Annotated in this window: 14 protein-coding genes; 3 read left to right on the top strand and 11 right to left on the bottom strand. The window is 70.8% G+C overall.

Annotation, left to right across the window (positions count from 1 at the left end):
• Positions 1-316: 316 nt before the first annotated feature.
• Complete coding sequence (locus tag AB0P08_RS13485) at positions 317-838, top strand: endonuclease domain-containing protein (protein WP_363590191.1); 522 nt, start codon at positions 317-319, stop codon at positions 836-838.
• A 43-nt stretch (positions 839-881) separates the two neighbouring features.
• Here AB0P08_RS13485 and AB0P08_RS13480 read toward each other — a convergent pair whose 3' ends face one another.
• The 5 genes from AB0P08_RS13480 to AB0P08_RS13460 all read right to left on the bottom strand — a co-directional run bounded on the left by AB0P08_RS13480 (position 882) and on the right by AB0P08_RS13460 (position 7,670).
• Positions 882-1,643 carry an alpha/beta fold hydrolase gene (locus AB0P08_RS13480; protein WP_363590190.1) on the bottom strand — a complete coding sequence of 254 codons (762 nt, stop codon included), beginning with the start codon at positions 1,641-1,643 and terminating at the stop codon, positions 882-884.
• A 35-nt stretch (positions 1,644-1,678) separates the two neighbouring features.
• Positions 1,679-4,318: a penicillin acylase family protein gene (locus tag AB0P08_RS13475; RefSeq protein ID WP_522727318.1), complete on the bottom strand. Its 2,640-nt coding sequence runs from the start codon at positions 4,316-4,318 to the stop codon at positions 1,679-1,681.
• A gap of 135 nt (positions 4,319-4,453) precedes the next feature.
• Positions 4,454-6,289 (bottom strand): YhgE/Pip family protein, encoded by a 1,836-nt coding sequence (locus tag AB0P08_RS13470; protein ID WP_363590188.1) that lies wholly within the window; start codon positions 6,287-6,289, stop codon positions 4,454-4,456.
• Positions 6,286-7,047 (bottom strand): hypothetical protein, encoded by a 762-nt coding sequence (locus tag AB0P08_RS13465; RefSeq protein ID WP_363590187.1) that lies wholly within the window; start codon positions 7,045-7,047, stop codon positions 6,286-6,288. The genes AB0P08_RS13470 and AB0P08_RS13465 overlap by 4 nt, the downstream gene beginning before the upstream one ends.
• Positions 7,044-7,670 carry a TetR/AcrR family transcriptional regulator gene (locus tag AB0P08_RS13460; RefSeq protein ID WP_363590186.1) on the bottom strand — a complete coding sequence of 209 codons (627 nt, stop codon included), beginning with the start codon at positions 7,668-7,670 and terminating at the stop codon, positions 7,044-7,046. The genes AB0P08_RS13465 and AB0P08_RS13460 overlap by 4 nt, the downstream gene beginning before the upstream one ends.
• 181 nt (positions 7,671-7,851) lie before the next feature.
• Between AB0P08_RS13460 and AB0P08_RS13455 the strand changes: the two genes are divergently transcribed.
• The gene (locus tag AB0P08_RS13455) at positions 7,852-8,580 is read left to right on the top strand and encodes a GntR family transcriptional regulator (protein ID WP_363590185.1); all 729 of its coding nucleotides are present in this window, start codon (positions 7,852-7,854) and stop codon (positions 8,578-8,580) included.
• A gap of 42 nt (positions 8,581-8,622) precedes the next feature.
• Here AB0P08_RS13455 and argG read toward each other — a convergent pair whose 3' ends face one another.
• On the bottom strand, positions 8,623-10,068 hold the full coding sequence (gene argG / locus AB0P08_RS13450) for an argininosuccinate synthase (protein ID WP_363590184.1): 1,446 nt from the start codon (positions 10,066-10,068) through the stop codon (positions 8,623-8,625).
• 115 nt (positions 10,069-10,183) lie between these two features.
• On the opposite strand from argG, the gene AB0P08_RS13445 reads away from it, so the two are divergent.
• On the top strand, positions 10,184-10,891 hold the full coding sequence (locus tag AB0P08_RS13445) for a ZIP family metal transporter (RefSeq protein ID WP_363590183.1): 708 nt from the start codon (positions 10,184-10,186) through the stop codon (positions 10,889-10,891).
• Positions 10,892-10,909: 18 nt separating this feature from the next.
• On the opposite strand, the gene AB0P08_RS13440 is transcribed toward AB0P08_RS13445, so the two are convergent.
• The 5 genes from AB0P08_RS13440 to AB0P08_RS13420 all read right to left on the bottom strand — a co-directional run bounded on the left by AB0P08_RS13440 (position 10,910) and on the right by AB0P08_RS13420 (position 17,613).
• Positions 10,910-11,317, bottom strand: a complete 408-nt coding sequence (locus AB0P08_RS13440; RefSeq protein ID WP_187662849.1) for a pyridoxamine 5'-phosphate oxidase family protein — start codon at positions 11,315-11,317, stop codon at positions 10,910-10,912.
• Positions 11,318-11,404: 87 nt separating this feature from the next.
• On the bottom strand, positions 11,405-12,103 hold the full coding sequence (locus tag AB0P08_RS13435) for a phosphotransferase family protein (RefSeq protein WP_363590182.1): 699 nt from the start codon (positions 12,101-12,103) through the stop codon (positions 11,405-11,407).
• A gap of 24 nt (positions 12,104-12,127) precedes the next feature.
• The gene (locus AB0P08_RS13430) at positions 12,128-13,231 is read right to left on the bottom strand and encodes a DUF4064 domain-containing protein (RefSeq protein ID WP_363590181.1); all 1,104 of its coding nucleotides are present in this window, start codon (positions 13,229-13,231) and stop codon (positions 12,128-12,130) included.
• Entirely contained in the window at positions 13,225-13,974 is a 750-nt protein-coding gene (locus tag AB0P08_RS13425; protein WP_187664061.1) for a hypothetical protein, read from the bottom strand. Before AB0P08_RS13425 ends, AB0P08_RS13430 begins: the two co-directional genes overlap by 7 nt.
• 129 nt (positions 13,975-14,103) lie before the next feature.
• Positions 14,104-17,613, bottom strand: a complete 3,510-nt coding sequence (locus AB0P08_RS13420) for a PKD domain-containing protein (protein WP_363590180.1) — start codon at positions 17,611-17,613, stop codon at positions 14,104-14,106.
• Positions 17,614-17,738: the final 125 nt, after the last annotated feature.

Genomic DNA, 17,738 nt, shown 5'->3' with positions numbered 1-17,738 from the left:
GGTGCGGAGCGGGCGGCTTCTGCGACTGCGCCGGGACCGATACGCCCGTCCGGATGCGGATCCTGTCGTCGCGGAGGCCGTGCGGATCGGAGGTCGCGTCACCTGCGTCTCCCTTCTCCAGATGCTCGGGGTGTTCGTGCTCGCGGCCCACGGTGTGCACGTGCAGGTCGAGCCCCATCGCTCGCGGTTGGGGCGCCGAGACGCGGAGGCTCACAGGGTGCACTGGGCAGAGGACGGCGCAGCGAGTACGCTGCACGTCACGTCCCTGGATGCGGCCGTACGGCATGCCGTCCGATGCCAGTCGCCTCGGGCGTCGGTGGCCACCCTGGACAGCCTCCTTCATCAGCGCCTCATCACGATGGACGAACTGCGCGCGATCTTCGCTCGGCTGCCGCAGCGGTTCGGCGCGGTGCTCGCCCTGGCCGACGCGTCATCCGAGTCGGGGCCGGAGACCTTCGTGCGGCTCCTCCTCCGGTCACTCGGTGCCTCATTCGAGACACAGGTCCACATCCCCGGCGTGGGTCGAGTCGACTTCGTCGTCGATGGATGGCTGATCGTCGAGTGCGACAGCCGCGCTTTTCACGAGGGTTGGGCGAAGCAGCAGCGGGATCGTGCGCGGGACATGGCGGCCGCTCGTCTCGGCTATGTCACGATCCGGCCGCTCGCCGCTGACATCCTCTCCGACCCCGCAGGCACGCGAGAGGCGCTGCGGGAGGTTATCGAGGCGCTCGGGCCCCGGCTCGTCGGAGCGCGCCGTTCACAACTCAGGAGAAAGGGCAGCCGCAGCCTGCCTCGGCCGCCGAGCCGCCCCAACGCGCCGCGATCTCCTGAGTTATGAACGGCCGACGGACCCGAGGGGGTGCGGGCAGCGATTCGAAGGGTCAGGTGCGGGCGGCGAAGGCCTCGATCAGGCGGGCGGCGGGCTCCGAGTCGCTGATGAGGGTGCCGTGGCCGTGGTCGGGGATGACGGCGAGCTCCGCGCCGGGGATCGCGTCGAGGATGACCTGGCACCAGCTCATCGGCGCCAGCGGGTCGTCTTCCCCGCGCAGCACCAGCACCGGGCACTTGATGCGCACGAAGGCCTTCTCGGGCTTGTGCACGATGGTCGCGCGCATCTTGCGGATCAGATGCGGGCCGCCGCGAAGGTACTCCCGGGCACCGCGCCAGATGACGAGCGGTCGTTCGCCCACGAGGTCCTGCAGCAGGTATCGCGCCTGGGCGCCCACGTTCCGGGCGGCCTTGTCGACGGTCGGACCCGCCAGCACGACTCCGGCGACGAGGGTGGGATGCCGGGCGGCGAGCTCCGCGGCGATCTGACTCCCCATCGAGTGCCCGATCACCACCACCGGGTCCGCGTCGACGTGCCGGAGATAGGCGGCCACCAGGTCGGCGTGCCGCTGCATGGTCAGGGTGCGGGTGGGCTCGGGCGCCTCACCGAAGCCGGGGAGGTCGAGCGCGATCACCCGCCCCTGCAGCCGCTGGGTGAGGTCGAGGTAGACGCTGCGCCCCATGCCGATGCCGTGCAGCAGGAGGTAGGTGGGCGGTCCGTCGCCGAAGGTCTCGGCGATCAGGGTCGCTCCTCCGTGCTCGAACTCCAGGAGGGTGGCCGGCGTCCCCTTCGGGGCGAGGTAGCTGGTGGGCACCTGTCCACGCTAGCCGAGCACCCTCCACGCTCCTCTCAGCCGGCGGGCGTGAGCGTCAGGGTGTCGACCGCTGCCGCCTTCACGGCCTTCGGTGTGAACGCCCACGACCGCTGCACCCCCGTCGACCAGTCCGTGGTCTGATCGACGTAGTGCTCGTGGAAGGCGTGCCCTGAGGCTCCGGTGAGGTGGATCCACGTCGAGTCGTCGAAGTCGGCGAGATCGACGACCATCCGCATGGAGGGCACGGTGGTTGTGGCGTACGAGACGCCGAGCTGCCACCCGGTCGCATCGACCACGGAGGCGCCGCCGCCGACCGGATACGGACCACGGTTGAAGAGGGCCTCGATCGGGGCGATGCCTGACGAGCCGAACGTGTCGCTCGTGAGGGTGAGGGCATGCAGATCGCCCCAGTTCCACCGCGCGACGTCCGTGCCCTGAAGCGCGGACAGCTCGTCGTACGCCTCTTCGGCCGACAGTGCGAGCATCTCGTCCCGGCCCTCGACATCGAGCTGGGGGTTGCTCCACAGCGGGTCCGCCGGGTTCTCCAGCATCGCTCCGACGACGGTGAACAGCCGGCCCTGACCGTCGATCGGCAGCGGCTGCTCGCGCTCGGCGAAGATGTTCTGCACGAGGTTCGACCAGAGCACGTTCGCGTACGCGGCGCCCGCCGACGAGGCGCTGTTCTGCGCGTCCCAGCCGCGGAGCATCTCGACGGCCTGCTGCGGACCGGCTCCCTCGACCTCGATGTCCTTCATCGCGGCGACGAGCTGCGTGCCGATCCACATCTCGCCATCCATCTGGATGTCCCGCATGTCGTCGGCCGTCAGGGGCCCGGCCGCGGCCCGGCGCTCGATGAGGTGGGCGATGCGGGCGGCGCGGTATCCCTGATCCCAGTCTCGGGAGAGGAAGTGCTCGTAGTCGTCGGTCACGATGGCGTTGTTGGCCGTGACGATGTATCCGGAGCTGGGGTTGTACGACACCGGCAGCTCCTCGAACGGGATGTACCCGGTCCAGTCGTAGCTGCTGTCCCACCCGGGCTGCGGCATCCAGCCGTCGCCGGCACCGCGGATCGGGAGCCGGCCGGGGGTCTGGTAGCCGATGTTGCCGTCGACGTCGGCGTAGATGAGGTTCTGCGCCGGGACGTCGAACAGGGAGGCCGCGCGGCGGAAGTCGTCGAAGTCCTGGGCGGTCGACAGCGCGAAGATCGCCGTCGCGGTGGTGCCGGGGTCGAGCGCCGTCCACCGCAGGCTCACCGCGTACTCGGCGGCATCCGAGCCGGGAGCGGCCGGAACGGCGCCCTCCGCGGTGAGCCCTGGCGTCGGGTCGTCCGCGATGCCGGTGAAGTCATCCGTGAGGCCGGAGATGATCGGTCCGTGCACGGTGGAGCGGATGGTGAGCTCGATGTCGTCCCCGCCGGCGACCTCGATGGTCTCCGTGCTCTCCTCCAGCGGCACGAGCTCGCCGTCGCGCCAGTAGGAGTCGCCCTCGATGCGCTCGACGTACAGGTCGGTGACGTCGGTGGTGAGGTTCGTGAAGCCCCACGCCACGCGCTGGTTGTGTCCGATGACGATGCCCGGAAGCCCCGAGAAGGAGAACCCGCCGACGTCGAACGGGCAGTCCTCGTCCACCGTCGAGCACTTCAGCTGCACCTGGTACCAGACCGACGGGAGCGAGGCGCCGAGGTGCGGGTCGTTGGCGAGCAGCGGCATCCCGGATGCGGTGAGGTCGCCGGAGACGACCCAGGAGTTGGAGCCGATCCCCTCGCCGACGTCGCCGACGAGCATGCTCGCCGCCTCGATGACGGACGACGTCTCCTCCCACTCCACCGTGGTGAGCGCCTGCTGCGCCTCGTCGTTGCCCTCGGGCACGGTGAAGGCGGCGGGCTCAGCGCCGGTCTCCAGCGGCGGGACCGTGGAGATGGTGGGCACGATCATGGGGTTCCGGTCGAACGGGTAGTCCGGATAGAGCGTGCCGAGCAGAGCCTCCACATCGACCTCCGGGTCCTCGGCGAGCTGCCCCGCGAGGAGTGCCCGCTCGGTCTCGTCCTCGACGTTGGTGCGGAGATCCCAGGCCATCGCCTTCAGCCACGCCACCGAGTCCGCGGGTTCCCACGGCTCCGGCTCGTAGTCGGGGTTCTGCAGTCCGAGGACCGCGTACTCGAGGGAGAGCTCTGCGCCCGAGCGGGAGGACAGGTAGGCGTTGACGCCGTCCGCGTAGGCCTCGTAGTAGCCGCGGGTGACGTCGTCCATCGCCTCGACCTCGGCCTCGGCGGTCGTGCGCCAGCCCAGCGTGCGCAGGAACGCGTCGGTGCCGGCCTGGGAGGCACCGAACAGCTCGGCGACTCGGCCGGAGGTGACGTGCCGGCGGAAGTCCATCTCGAAGAACCGGTCCTGCGCGTGCACGAAGCCTTCGGCGAAGAAGAGGTCGTCCGAGGAGTCGGCGGTGATCGTGGGCACCCCGCTGGCGTCGCGCTGCACGGTGACCTCCGCTTTCAGCCCCTCGAGCGTCGTCGAGCCGGAGGTCTGCGGGAAGGAGCGCTGGATCGTCCAGGTCACGAAGAACGCGCCCGCGACGGCCACCACCACGAGGGCGGCGACCACGAGGAACGCGATGCGTCCGATGCGAGCGCCGAGAGAGGGGCGCGGGGAAACGGCGGACGCCGTCGAATCGGTCATCATCGTCGAGAACTCTTTCGGGTAGCCAGGTGAGACTCAGTCCCACCGAGCCCCAGTGCGCGTTTCACGGGTACGCGCTCTCGCATCATAGCCGCCCCGCGCTCGCTGCGGGATGGTCCGCGGCGAGCGGGAGGGTCAGCCGATGAGGCTGGGCTGCAGATCGCGCAGCGTACGGCGGTGCGTCATGCGGGTGACACCGATCATCGCCAGCAACAGGGCCCCGACGAGCCAGGCGCCCAGCACAGCCAGGTCCCAGCCGGCTCTCGCGTAGTCCCCGCCGTACATGAGCTGGCGCATGGCATCGACGACGTAGCCGAGGGGCAGCACGTGGTGCAGCGCGGCGAGGGGAGCGGGCAGTGTCTGCCAGGGGAACGTCCCGCCCGCTGTGACGAGCTGGAGCACCATGAGCACGAGGCCGAGGAACTGCCCCACGGACCCGAGCCAGACGTTGAGGGCGAGGATGATCGCGGCGAACGTGGCCGAGGCGAACATCATCACCCCGAGCGTGCCGAGCGGATGATCGAACGTGAAGCCGAGCGTGAGTGCCAGGATCCCCATGAGGCCGAGCATCTGCACCGCGCCGAGCATCGCCGGCGTCAGCCAGCCCGCGAGCGTGATCCGGATCGGGGAGTGCAGCGCCGTGACGGCCCGGCGGGAGATCGGCTTCACGATGAGGAACAGCGCGTAGATGCCGATCCACGCGGAGAGGGCGGCGAAGAACGGGGCGAGGCCGGCGCCGTAGTCCTCCGCGGAGGCGACCTTGTCGCTGGAGACCTTCACCGGGTCCGCGATCGTGTCGGCCTGCAGGGAGCGCAGGTCGGGGGTGGAGGCGGGGATCGCCTGCACACCGTCGGCGAGCCCGTCCCGCAGCTCCGCGGTCCCGGAGGACAGTGTCTTCAGGCCATCGCGGAGCTGGGCCGCGCCCGAGTTCGCCGCGGCCGCGCCCGTCGCGAGGGTGCCGGCGCCGCCGGCGAGCTCGCTCGCCCCCGATGCCAGTGAGGCGGAACCGGCGGCGAGCTGGTCGACCTTGCCGACGGCGTCCTGCACCTGCGCGTTGCCCTCCTCGATCCGGGTTCCGAGCGGATCCAGGCGGGCGAGCACCTCGTCGATCTCCTCGGGCGCGAGTCCCTGCTCCGTCAGGAGGTCGGCGATGTCCGAGCGCACCTGCGGCAGCGCGTCCGTCGCCTCCTGTACCGCGGCTCCGGCCCGGTCGGCGACGTCGGCGAGCTGGCGGTTGCCCGCGCTCACCTGCTGCGCGCCGTCGGCGAGCGTCCGGGCCCCGGAGGCGAGCTGCGCGGAGCCGTCGGCGAGCTTCGCCGTCCCGTCGGCGAGCGTCGTACTCCCGGAGGCGGCGCTGCGCGCGCCGTCGACGAGCTGCGTGGCGCCGTCGGTCGCGGAGACCAGGTTGTCGCGCACGTCGCTGAGGCCGGTCAGCAGTCGCTCCGCGGCCTCGCTGCCGACCATCTCGGCGACGGAGCTGCGGATCTTCTCGACGGCCTGCGATCCCATCGACGACGCGAGGTAGTTGTTCGCGTCGTTGGTCTCCAGCTCGATCCTGGCCTGGTGCGGGTCGTCGCCCGCCGCGGAGGTGAGGGCGGTGGAGAAGTCGGCCGGGATCGTCACGGTGAAGTCGACCGCGCCGTGGCGCAGGGCGTCGGCGGCTTCGTCCTCGGTCATGCGCTGCCAGTCGAACGCGTTCCCCTCGATCAGGTTCTCCGCCACGTCCTCCCCGTAGTTGACCGTCTCGCCGCTCGCCGGTTCGGTGCCGGTCGTGGGGGCGGGAGCGCCCTCGTCGTCGACCACCAGGGCCACGGGGACCTCGGAGAACTTCGCGTACGGATCCTGGTTCGCCCAGAGGTAGAGGCCGCCGTAGAGGATCGGCACGCAGATGAGGGCCACGAGGGCGAGGATGCCCATCCGGCTCGCGGTCAGGCGGCGGAGTTCGGCGGCGATCATGGCGGGGACCTTCATCGCGCTTCTCCTTCCTCGTCGGACGGGGCTTCGTCCTCGGACGGTACTTCGTCTTCGGTCAGCGGTTCGTCTTCGGCCAGCGGGTCGTCGTCGGTCACGGCCTCGTCGTCGGGACGCTCGAGGACCAGTGGCTCGACGGGACCGGACGCGTTGATCGCATCGAACTCGTGCATGCGCTCGAGAGCGACGGCGGCGGAACCGCCGACGATCACGAGCATCGCGTACCCGCGGTCCGCGAACTCGGCCGCGATGCGCCACCATCCGTCCGGGCTGCCGCCGTGGCGATCCGGGGCGACGAGGACGATGCCCTCGACGCCCTCGCGGAGCACAGCGAGCTCGCACAGGATGCGCACGCGGGCGGCCGGGTCGACCGAGCCGATGGGGACGGAGGCGAGCTCCTGGTATCCCACCCGGCCGAGCCAGCGTCGGGCGTGGAGCGGGGTCGCACCGCGCCCGGCGAACATCAACTCCTCACCGACCACCCCGGCGAGGGTGATGTCCGGGTGCGGGTCGCTGACGTCCGGCGCGTCCACGAGGGCGACGCGGCGACGCAGTTCCTTCGGGCTCGCCGCCGCATCGATGGTGACGCGGCCCGTGTCCGGGCGCATCCGCCCGCTCGCGATGAGGCCGAGCACGGTCGGCCGCTGCTCGGTCTCCGCGAGCGCGTAGCGGACCGCGCCCGAGTGGAACTCGAGGCTCATGGAGGGAAGAGCCTGTCCGGCGCGACCCTTGCTGACATCGTGCAGTGTGATCCTCATGCGCGGACCACCTGGTCGTCGGCGGTGATGTCCGGGTGAGACGAGAGCAGCTCGTCCGCCTCGCGCCAGGAGAGTCCCGCGATGCTGAGCACGGCCCGGACGGCGACGTCTCCGGCGCCACTGCTCTGCGCGTCGGTGCGGGAGACGACCGTGCGCGCCATCTCCTCGATCAGTCGGGCGAGCATGGGGGCGGCGAGATCCGTGCGGAAGCTGCCGTCCTCCTGTCCCCTCCGCACGAGGGCGGCGACGCTCCGGCGCAACGGCGCGAGGGCGGCGGCAGTGTGCTCGACGTGCGCCTCGTCGAGGGCGAGCGCGGCGGCGACCTGGATGTGCGCCGCCTCCTCCCAGAGCCGGGCGGCCAGTCGGGCCAGGGCGAGGCGGGCGTCGGGGTCGTCGATGGAGGCGGCGATGGCATTGAAGCGCTGGGCGCCGGTGGAGACGAGTTCGCGGATCAGGGTGTCCCGATCCTCGAAGTGTCCGTAGAGGGTGCGGCGCGACAGGCCGGCGGTCCGGGCGATCGCGTCGAGGGAGGCGTGCGGGTCGGAGGCAAGGGCGCTGCGAGCCGCGGACAGGATGCCGGCGCGGTTCTCTGCAGCGTCGCGACGGAGGGCGCGAGTGGTCATCCGTCCATGGTAATAACATGCACAGTACTGTGCAAGATAACTCAGCAACCTCGCAGCGTACCGACCGCGAGGCAGGGCGCCGACGCTCCTCCGGGGAAGGTCGTGTTATGTTACGCGTCGCGCTTCGGCGCATTCTCAGTGGAGAGACCGGTCCGGACCGGGGCTCCGGCGGGATCGGTCCATGGAACGGCGGGGGGACGCCATGATCGAGAAGAAGGATGATGCACGCGCGGTGAGCGGGACATCGGCGGGAGGGGATCGGCACGGCGGCCTGCAGGGCAGGCTGACGGATGCGATCGTCTCGGGGGCGCTCGCGCCGGGCACGCGGGTGGACGAGCGGGGGCTCGCAGCCGCCCTCGGTGCCGCGCCGGCGGATGTCCTCCGTGCCCTGGACGGCCTCGCCGCTGTCGGACTCATCGCGGTGCGCCGCGACGGCACCCGGTGGGTGACCGCCTTCGACGGCGACCGCGCGCGCGATGTGGTGGCCCTGTTCGGCGACGTCTGGATCGGCTCCGTCCGACGCACGACGGCAGTGCTCCACGCGGACGACCTCGACTACCTGGACGAGCTCGTCGAGGACGTGGCACTGGCGGTGCGGTGGCGGGACGGCTCCGCGTTCGGCGACGGCCTGCGCGCTCTCGCGGTCGCCTTCGCGCGGATCGAGGGCAACGCGGAGCGGGCCGAGCTCGTCGGGAGCCTGGGGACGCTTCTCGCGTGCGTCGCCCGTCGCGCGGGGGGTGTCTTCGACTGGTCGGACGTGCGCGCCGCGGTCGTACGGATCGCCGTCGTGCTGCCGGGACGCGACGCGGCGGCGATGCGCGCCGCCCTCATCGCGCTGTTCGACGACGTGCTGCCGGGGATCGTCGACCGCGCCGTGGCGCCGGCGCATCCGCTCGCCGCGGCGTCCTGATCACGGGGGCGGGTGCACGGTCGCCCGCGGCGCCCCGTGCGCTCAGTCGGTACCGGAGTCGAAGGCCGCGCGCTCGGAGGCCGTGTCGACCGCGTCGGCGAGGTTCTCGTCAGCCTCCGAGATCGAGCCGTGCACGGACTCGGTGATCTCGGAGGACTCGCCGGCGGTCACGCGGCCGACGAGCTCGCCGGTCGCGCCGCCGACGAGGCCGAGGCCCGCGTACTGCTCCAGGCGCGCGCGGGAGTCGGCGATGTCGAGGTTGCGCATCGTGAGCTGGCCGATCCGGTCCACCGGGCCGAACGCGGCGTCGCCGACGCGCTCCATCGACAGCTTCTCCGGCCCGTACGACAGGTTCGGGGAGACCGTGTCGAGGATTGTCCAGTCGTCGCCGCGGCGCAGGCGGATCGTCACGGTGCCCGAGATCGTCGAGCCGACCCAGCGCTGGATGGACTCGCGGAGCATGAGCGACTGCGGCTCAAGCCAGCGGCCCTCGTACATGAGGCGACCAAGGCGCCGGCCCTGCTCATGGTAGGTCGCGAGGGTGTCCTCGTTGAGGATGCCGTTGACGAGGCGCTCGTACGCGATGAAGAGCAGCGCCATGGCCGGGGCCTCGTAGATGCCGCGGGACTTCGCCTCGATGATGCGGTTCTCGATCTGGTCGCTCATGCCGAGGCCGTGGCGCCCGCCGATCGCGTTCGCCTCCTGCACCAGGGCCACCGGGTCGCTGAACTCGACGCCGTTGATCGCGACCGGACGGCCGCCCTCGAACGTCACCGAGACGTCCTCGGTCTCAATGGCGACGGAGGGGTCCCAGAACTTCACGCCCATGATCGGGTCGACAATCTCCAGCGAGACGTCGAGGTGCTCGAGCGTCTTCGCCTCGTGGGTCGCGCCCCAGATGTTGGCGTCCGTCGAGTACGCCTTCTCGGCCGAGTCGCGGTACGGGAAGCCGTGCGCGACGAGCCACTCGCTCATCTCCTGGCGACCGCCGAGTTCGGTGACGAAGTCCGCGTCGAGCCAGGGCTTGTAGATGCGCAGGCGGGGGTTGGCGAGCAGGCCGTAGCGGTAGAAGCGCTCGATGTCGTTGCCCTTGTAGGTCGAGCCGTCGCCCCAGATGTCGACGCCGTCCTCGCGCATCGCACGCACGAGCAGCGTGCCGGTGACCGCGCGGCCGAGGGGAGTGGTGTTGAAGTAGGTCTTGCCGCCGGAGCGGATGTGGAAGGCGCCGCAGGAGAGCGCGACGAAGCCCTCTTCGACGAGCGCCGTCTTGCAGTCGATGAGACGAGAGGCCTCGGCGCCGTACTCCAGCGCGCGGCCGGGGATGGAGGCGATGTCGTCCTCGTCGTACTGGCCGAGGTCGCCCGTGTAGGTGAACGGCACGGCGCCCTTGTCGCGCATCCACGCGACGGCGACGGAGGTGTCGAGTCCTCCGGAGAAGGCGATGCCGACGCGCTCGCCGACGGGCAGGGACTGGAGGACCTTGGACATGGCTCCCAGTCTATCGGCGCGCGACCCACCCCCTTTCGTGTGTTCCGGCCCCTTTCGGACGCACGCAGAGGGGTGGCTCGCGCAGAAAGGGGTGGGTCGGCGGGAAGATGGGCGCATGGGTGGAGCGATTCTGTGGGGAGCCGTCGCGGCGGCTCCGCTGTTCGTCGGCGCGGCGCTCGCGATGCTGCGCACGTGGCCGCCGCGGTGGCTGGGCATCGTGCTGGGCTTCGGCGCCGGAGCCCTGATGGCCTCCATCGCCTTCGAGCTCTGGGAGGAGGGGCTCAACCGCGGTGGTCCGATCCCCCTCGTCACCGGCGTCGCGCTCGGAGCCCTCAGCTATTACATCGCCGCCCGCATCCTCGACGCCAGAGCCGCCAGGAAGAAGGGCGAGGCCGGGGGAGGCCAGCTCGCAGTGGGGGCGCTCCTCGACGGGATCCCGGAGCAGCTCGTGCTCGGCATCGGTCTCGCCTCGGGGGAGCCGGTGAGCATCGCGCTCGTCGTCGCCATCCTCGTCTCGAACCTCCCGGAGTCCATCGGCTCCGCCGCCGACCTGCTCGACGGCGGCATGCGACGGAGCAGGGTGCTGCTGCTGTGGGCCGGGGTCGCCGTGCTGTGCGCGGCGGCCACCGTCGCCGGGTTCGCCCTGGCGAGCGTGACCGGCGAGGTCTTCCGCTCCGGGGCGAGCGGTTTCGCCGCGGGCGCGCTGCTCGTCATGCTGGTGGATTCGATGGTCCCGGAGGCGCAGTCGAAGGCGAAGGAGTCCACGGGGCTGGCGACCGTCCTCGGATTCGCGCTCGCCGCGGGTCTCGCCTTCGCCTCCTGAACGGGACGGCGGGCGCGTTCAGACCCCGCTGGTGCGGGGGTCGCGGCGGACGCTGCGTCCGGTGATGCGCTCGATGCGGAACGACAGCGGGAGATCACGGTCGTCTCCGGCCCACGGGTGCACCCGCGCCGCCGCCCCGGCCGCCTGATCCTCCGGAACCGGCGACAGGACCCCGTGCATCAGCACACTCCACCCCAGGCCGCCGATCGGATCGTGGTAGTCGACCTCGAAGGAGACCGTGGCCGCCTCGCGGGACAGCGCCGCCAGGTGGCCGTCCGGTGAGGTGCGCAGGAGCAGCTCGTGCCCCGAGACGACGAAGTTCACCGGATGGATCTGCACCAGGCCGTCGTCGACGAATCCGATCCGGCCCACCGTGGTGGTCGCCAGCAACTCGTAGGACTGCTGCTCATCGAGTTCGTTGATCATGCGGACACTCCCTCCCCCTGTGCGGCCAGTGTAGCCACGCCGCTGCCGATCATCGAGGGGATGGACCGGGAATCACCGGGTGAGGTGTCAGCCCGACCACCTCTCCAGGTCCGCGGTGAGCGCGGCGAGGTACTCCGGAGGGCCGGCTTCCGCGAACCACAGCCACAGCTCGGCGGCGTGCACGGGGTACCACGCACGGACGCGCGCGGGATCCGCACCGTAACCGTCGATGAGCGCCCGCTCCGAGCGCGGATCCTTCCGTGCGGCTCCCCACGCGGCTCGCGCCAGCTCCCGCAGCGGATCGCCGCGGTGTGCGGCCTCCCAGTCCACGATCCCGGAGATGCGTCCGTGCTGCGCGAGCAGGTTGCCGTCCGTCCAGTCGCCGTGACAGAAGACGCTTCCGGACGAGGGTGGGATGTGCAGGGGCAGGCGCGGCGCCTCGGCGGCGCGATACCGCTCGATGATGGCCGCGTCGTCCGGCGCGGGAAGCAGGTCGTCCGGCGGGTCGAGCCGGTGCAGGGCGCGGAGCAGGGGTGCCGAGGCCCGGAGATCCGCGATCCGGACGTCGGCGTCGGCGTCGTCGAGACGGGCACCGGGGAGTGCGGTCATGAGGATCACGCCCGGCCGCTCCTCGACCACCTCGGGCACCGGGAGCCCGGAGCCGACGAGCCCGCGAAGGGCCCGCACTTCGTTGAGGTGCCGGGCCGGATCGGAGAGGCGCTTCTCGACCAGCCGCCGCCCGCCGTGCTCGACGAGCCGCACCGTGCCGACCGCTCCCTGCCTCATCCCGTCATCCTCGCACCGGGCCGGTCACTCGAAGCCGGGGTAGTCCTGCAGCCGCTCCTCGAACTCCGCGCGGTCGTCCTCGCTCAGCACCTTGCCGGCGATCACGACGAGCTGGAGCCCCTCGATCGGTTCGCCGGTGCGCGCGCTCTGCGCCTCCCGCGAGCTGCGGAAGCCGCCGTCGGCATCGTTCGACAGGTCGTAGATGTTGGCGTAGAAGCGCAGCGGGTCGGGGTAGTTCTCCGTGTAGTACTCCCACGTCGTCTGCGTGCGAGGGTCATCGCTGCCGTAGAGCTTGGCGATCATGGACGGGTCGATGCCGGAGTTCGTCGGATCGTTGAACGAGTACAGGTTCCACAGGCCGTGGGACGCCACGACCTCATCGATCGCCGCCATCACGTCGAGCTTGCGCGCGTAGCCCTGCACGGGCTGCTCGGTCGCCCAGGCCGCCGACGTGTACTCCGACAGCATCGACTCGCCGCCGTAGCCGTTCCGCTCCGGCCGGACATCCTCGTCGCCGACCTGGACCCACGTGAACCCGAAGTCCGCGGTGAGCCGTTCACGGATGTCGGTGAAGAGGGAATCAGCCTCCGCGCGCACCTCCTCCATGGACTGCTGGGTGAGCGCCTCCTGCGGGGAGGTGCCCTTGATCCCGGGGTAGGCCTCCGCGTGCCGCTGTTCCGCGGTCTTCACGCCTTCGTAGTTCCCGGATGCCGAGGTGCGCAGAGCGCTGAGTGCCCCCACGGTCGGGACGTTGAACAGGACGGTGAGGACGAGCGCGATGACACCGAGCCGTCGTCCGCCGGGGGTGAAGAGCGCGGCCACGATCACTCCGAGCACCACGAGCTGCAGCGTGATCATCGTCACTCCGTACAGCAGGTCGGTGCCGCCGACCACGAGCGTGCCGAACAGGATCAGGGTGAAGAGGATCGCGGCGACCAGAGCGATCCAGCCGAGCGCAGTCGTGGAGGTCTTCTTCTCCTCCGTGGGCAGCTGCGGATCGACCGGTGGCGTGAGGTCGATCGGCTGCTGCCGCCGGGCACCGCGGTAGCCTCCGGGCGGCGGTACGGGCGGGGCGCCCTCGGTACCGCCGACGTAGCGGGCGCGCTGCCGCTCGTGATCACTCACCATGGCCTGTCCGTCCCCGTGCCGCCGGGGTCGTCCCCCTGTTGCTGGTCGCGCTCCTGCGTCCCCTGCTCGAGCTTGTCCTGGAGGTCCTGCAGCTTGTCCTCGGACGGCTGCGGTTCCTCCTGATCCTCTTGCGGCTCCTGCGGCTGCTGTTCCTGCTCCTGCTCCTGTTGCTTCTGCTTGAGGCGGTCCTCGGTGTTGTCCAGGGTGTCCGACATGTCGCGCTCGGGGTCGGGGGACTGCTGCTGCGCCTCGTCGCTGCGGCACTCCTCCGGGGTCTCGACCGTGACGGTCAGCGCCTCGCCGTAGAGGGCGGTCGCCCCGGCGCCATCGCCATCGGCCCTGGCGGCGTCGCCCATCCGCTCGATGACGAGAGCGAGGTTGATCCGGACCGGGCAGACCTCCAGGCCGGTCGCGAGGTCGAGGGAGCGCTCCAGCTCCGCACGGGAGGCGGGGAGCTCGTCGGCACCCGCCAGTGCGGTGCCGATGTTGTAGGGGGCTTTGTACGGCTCGAACCAGTTCAGGACGTCCTGTCCACGCGCCGAGGCTTCGGAACCCGCGAAGTCGTCGACGACGTAGGCGGTGATGGCCTGGTGGGCGAACGCGTACATGCTCAGCAGTTTGCCCACGAAGAGCAGGGCCGCGAGGGTGAGCGGGATCGTCCCGATCGCGACCCACCGGCGGATGAGCCGGCGACGGCGGTTCGAGCGGAGGAGGGCTGCGGCGGGGTCGTCCTGCGCAGGCATCACGACCCACCTCCTCCCCTGTCGTCGGCGTCTGAACATCCTATCCGCGACGATCCGCCCGGGCCGGCGTGTGCGACGAACGCCGGCCCCGATCGAGGCCGGCGTTCGTGACGGAGAGTGGCTGTCCGGCTACTCCGCCGCCCTGACGCGGAACGTGTCGAATGACACGCCGACGGGCGCGGTCGCGCTCGCGGAGCGGCTGCCGCTCAGGCCCACACCACCCGCCGGCAGCGGGGTGGGATCGCTCGCCCGCAGCTGCCAATCGGCGGGCTCCGCGGCGTCTGTGACCCAGAGCTTCGCGACGAGCGACGTCTTGTCCGTTCCGGTCACGGACGCCTTCAGCGTGTACGTGGTGCCAGGGGTGACCGTGACGCCGTTCAGTGCCCGGGTCGCGAGGACGGTGCCGTCGCGGTGCGCCACGAGCCAGACCGTGCCGTCAGGGCGAAGCCAGGCGCGGACGAGATACCGACCAGCGGACGAGTCGCGGGCGATGACCCCGATGTAGGAGCCTCCCGTGCTCGGCGGCTGATCGACGCGGAAGGTCGTCTCCAGCGCCGGGTCCGGAACCGACGGCGCGTTCAGCGTCGCGTGGCGGGTGTCTCCCGCGGCCAGCTTCAGCTGCCCGGAGCCGCCGGCGACGCTGGCCGCGGCCGCGGACCCGCCGGCGATCTTCCAGGCGCCGCCGGCGAGGGCTTCACCCCACCCGGGGCCGGCGGTCCGGTCGAACTCGTCGCTCGCGAGCGGCGCGGGCTCCGCCACCACGGCCTCCCGGGTGGTGGTCGCCGTGCCCCCGACATCGTCCGTCACCGTGAGGGTGACCGTCCGCGTCCCGGGCGTCGGGTACGTGTGCGTCGCCGTCGCGCCTTCGCCCGTCGTGCCGTCACCCCAGTCCCAGCGGTAGCTGCGGATGCTGCCGTCGGCGTCCGTCGATGCCGATGCGTCGGCCGACACCGTCAGCCCCGAGGCGGAAAGCGTGAAGGAGGCCGTGGGCAGCGCGTTGGCGCCCTGCACGACGACGCGCTTCGTGACCGAGCCCACGAGATTCTGGCTGTCGGTGACCGTGAGCTTGACCGAATACGTGCCGGGCTTCGTGTAGGCGTGCGACGGCGTCTTGCCCGTACCGGTCGTACCGTCGCCGAAGTCCCAGCGATAGCCCGAGATCGTGGTGGTCGCCGGCGGCACGGAGGTGCTCGCGTCGAACGCCACGTCGAGCCCGGACGGAGTCGCAGTGAAGGCGGCGACCGGAGCCGTGGAGCCCTTGCCGACCCCGTAGTGCGTCTTGACCTGTGCGGCGCTCAGTCCGTACGGGTACACGGCGAACTCGTCGACGTTGCCCGTGAGGAACGACGCGGTCGGTGTGTTCGGCCAGTGCGCCAGGTTCCCGCCGCCGACCCGCCAGTACCCGGAGAAGGCCTGGCCGCTGGTCACGCCGGCGAGCTGGGCGGCGAGCATGCCGTCGACGAAGAGCTTCATCCCCTCGGGGCTCACCGAGGCGACGACGTGGTGCCAGCGGCTGTCGTTGTACGCCGCCGACGTCGTGATCACCTTCGTTCCGCCGTTGTAGACGCCGAAGTTCAGCCGTCCGTCGTTAGTCAGGTAGACGTTGCGGTCGTAGTTCTTCGCGTAACCCGCTGCCGCGCTTTCATAATCGAGCAGCAGACCGCCCTTCGTGGTCGACGTCTGGAACCAGACCTCCGCGGAGTACGAGGTGGGCGCTGGAGCCTTCGTCGTGGTGTCGACCCGTCCGGTCGTCGTCCCGTCGAGCGCCGTCGCGCCCGTCACGCTCTTCGGGATGCCCGTCGACAGCGGCTTCGTGCCGGAACGGAAGATCGGGCTGTTCGTGCCGGCCACATCCTGCTCTGTCGTCCCCAACGGGTAGTACAGTACGGGCTCGTCGGCCTGCACCGCGTCAGAGTATGGCGGCGTGGATCCGGCGACCGTGACCGTCGCCGTGCTGCTGGAGACCGTGTGGCCGTCGCTGTCCGTGGCAGTGAACGTGTACTCCTGCTGCGAGCCGACGGGCGCCGTCGTGTCTTCGAACGTCACGGGGGGCCGGTTCCACCACGTGGCATCCTTCTTGGTGGTGAACAGCGGCGTGGTCGAGTTGCCGCGGCGCAGCTCGTACGTGAGGGTGAGGTCGTCACGGTCCCAGTTGGCGGGAATCGTGACCTTCACGCGTCCGGAGGTGAGAGACGTCGCGGTGGGCGTCCACTTGTCCCCTGACAGTCGCGGTCCGTCCTTCGGTCCGCCCGGAGGGGCGGTCGAGAACCGGACGAGCCCTTCGAACTGCCCGTTGTTGACGGAGCGGAATTCACCACCGATCGAGATCATGTCACCCGTCCCTGTGATGGACAGGCCGGCCTGGCCCAGACCGGTCGTCACTCCGACGCCCCAATCCGGGGTCCAGTTGTAGGCAGACGGGGCAGGCGTGCCCACCCAGTTCTTCCGGATGTCGAGGCGCTCCTGCGAGCCCAGTACACCGCGGGCGTCCGCGGTGTACGCCTCGGAGTAGCGGTGGATGCGCGGACTCTGCTCGGGGTGGAGGCCCGCGGTGTCGCAGGCGTGCGTGTGGCTCGTCGTGTAGACGACCTTGCCGGTGGAGTAGACGCCGTAGTGGTCGCCGAGGCAGTCGGCGATCCAGCGGACCTTGCCGGTGCCCGGCTCGGCAGCGAACGTGCCCTCCAAGCTGGCCGTCGCGACATCGGCGATACCCCAGGCGGTGCCGTACACCCCCGTGGCGTCGACGGCGAGACCGAACGTCCCGGCCCGGCCGGCGTACGTGCCGGAGCCGGCGCCGTTCTTGATGGTCTTCACCAGTTCCCACTCCGTGTTCAGCGCTCCGGTGGTCTTGTCCACGGAGGCGCTGCCGCGCATCTCGGTGTTGCCGTTGACCTGGGAGAAGCGTCCGCCGACGATCGTGTCCGCGCCGGCCGGGTCCATGACCATGGCATCGACCTGGAGGTCGGTCTGCGGAGCCCAGGGTCGGAGGGCACCGTTGGTGGCGTCGAAGGCGGCCAGGTTCTTCCGGGGTGTGCCGTTGGCCTGGGTGAAGAGGCCGCCGGCATACACAGTCGTCCCCGACGTCGCCAGCGCGTAGACGCCGGATCCGCCGATGGAGGGCACGAATCCCGAGACGAGCTCGCCGGTCTTCGCGTCGATCGCGGCGATGTTCCAGCGATCCTTGCCGTTGACCTTGTTGAAGGAGCCGGCGATGTAGATGCGAGACCCGTCGGGCGAGGCGGCGACGGCCTTGATCACGCCGTTGACCTGTGGGGCGAACGGCAGCAGCGCTCCCGTGTCGATGTTGTAGGCGAGCACGTTCGAGCGCGCCGTCAGCGCCGTCCCCGGAGCGGCCTTCGGCTCGCGCGCGTTATCGAACCTGCCGACCGCGTACACGATCGAGCCGATCGTCGTCTGCGCCCAGACATACCCGTTGTCGATCTGCACGGTCGGGATCGGATCGGACGTGACCACGTTCTGATCCCGCTGCAACAGCGGAGGCAGGCCGCCCGGGGCTTCGGCGGCCGCCGCCACGGCAGCACCCCCACCGAGGGCGACCAGCCCCGCGGCGACCATCACCCCCGCGATCGCTCCGGCCACGCCCGTGCGCGCGCGCTTCCAGACAGCACTGTTCCCCATGTGTGTTCCCCAGTCTTCTGATGGCCGACCCCACGTCGGCACGACATCGCCGGACGACCGGCCGCGAGAGCTTCCCCCAGAGATGCTCGTATCGCAGTCGTCCGCCTCGGCGGACCCCCGTCGAA

Origin of the sequence: Microbacterium meiriae (genome assembly GCF_040686935.1) — a bacterium.
In the GTDB taxonomy this organism is placed as follows: domain Bacteria; phylum Actinomycetota; class Actinomycetes; order Actinomycetales; family Microbacteriaceae; genus Microbacterium; species Microbacterium meiriae.
This window is presented reverse-complemented; position numbering and strand designations above follow the sequence as displayed.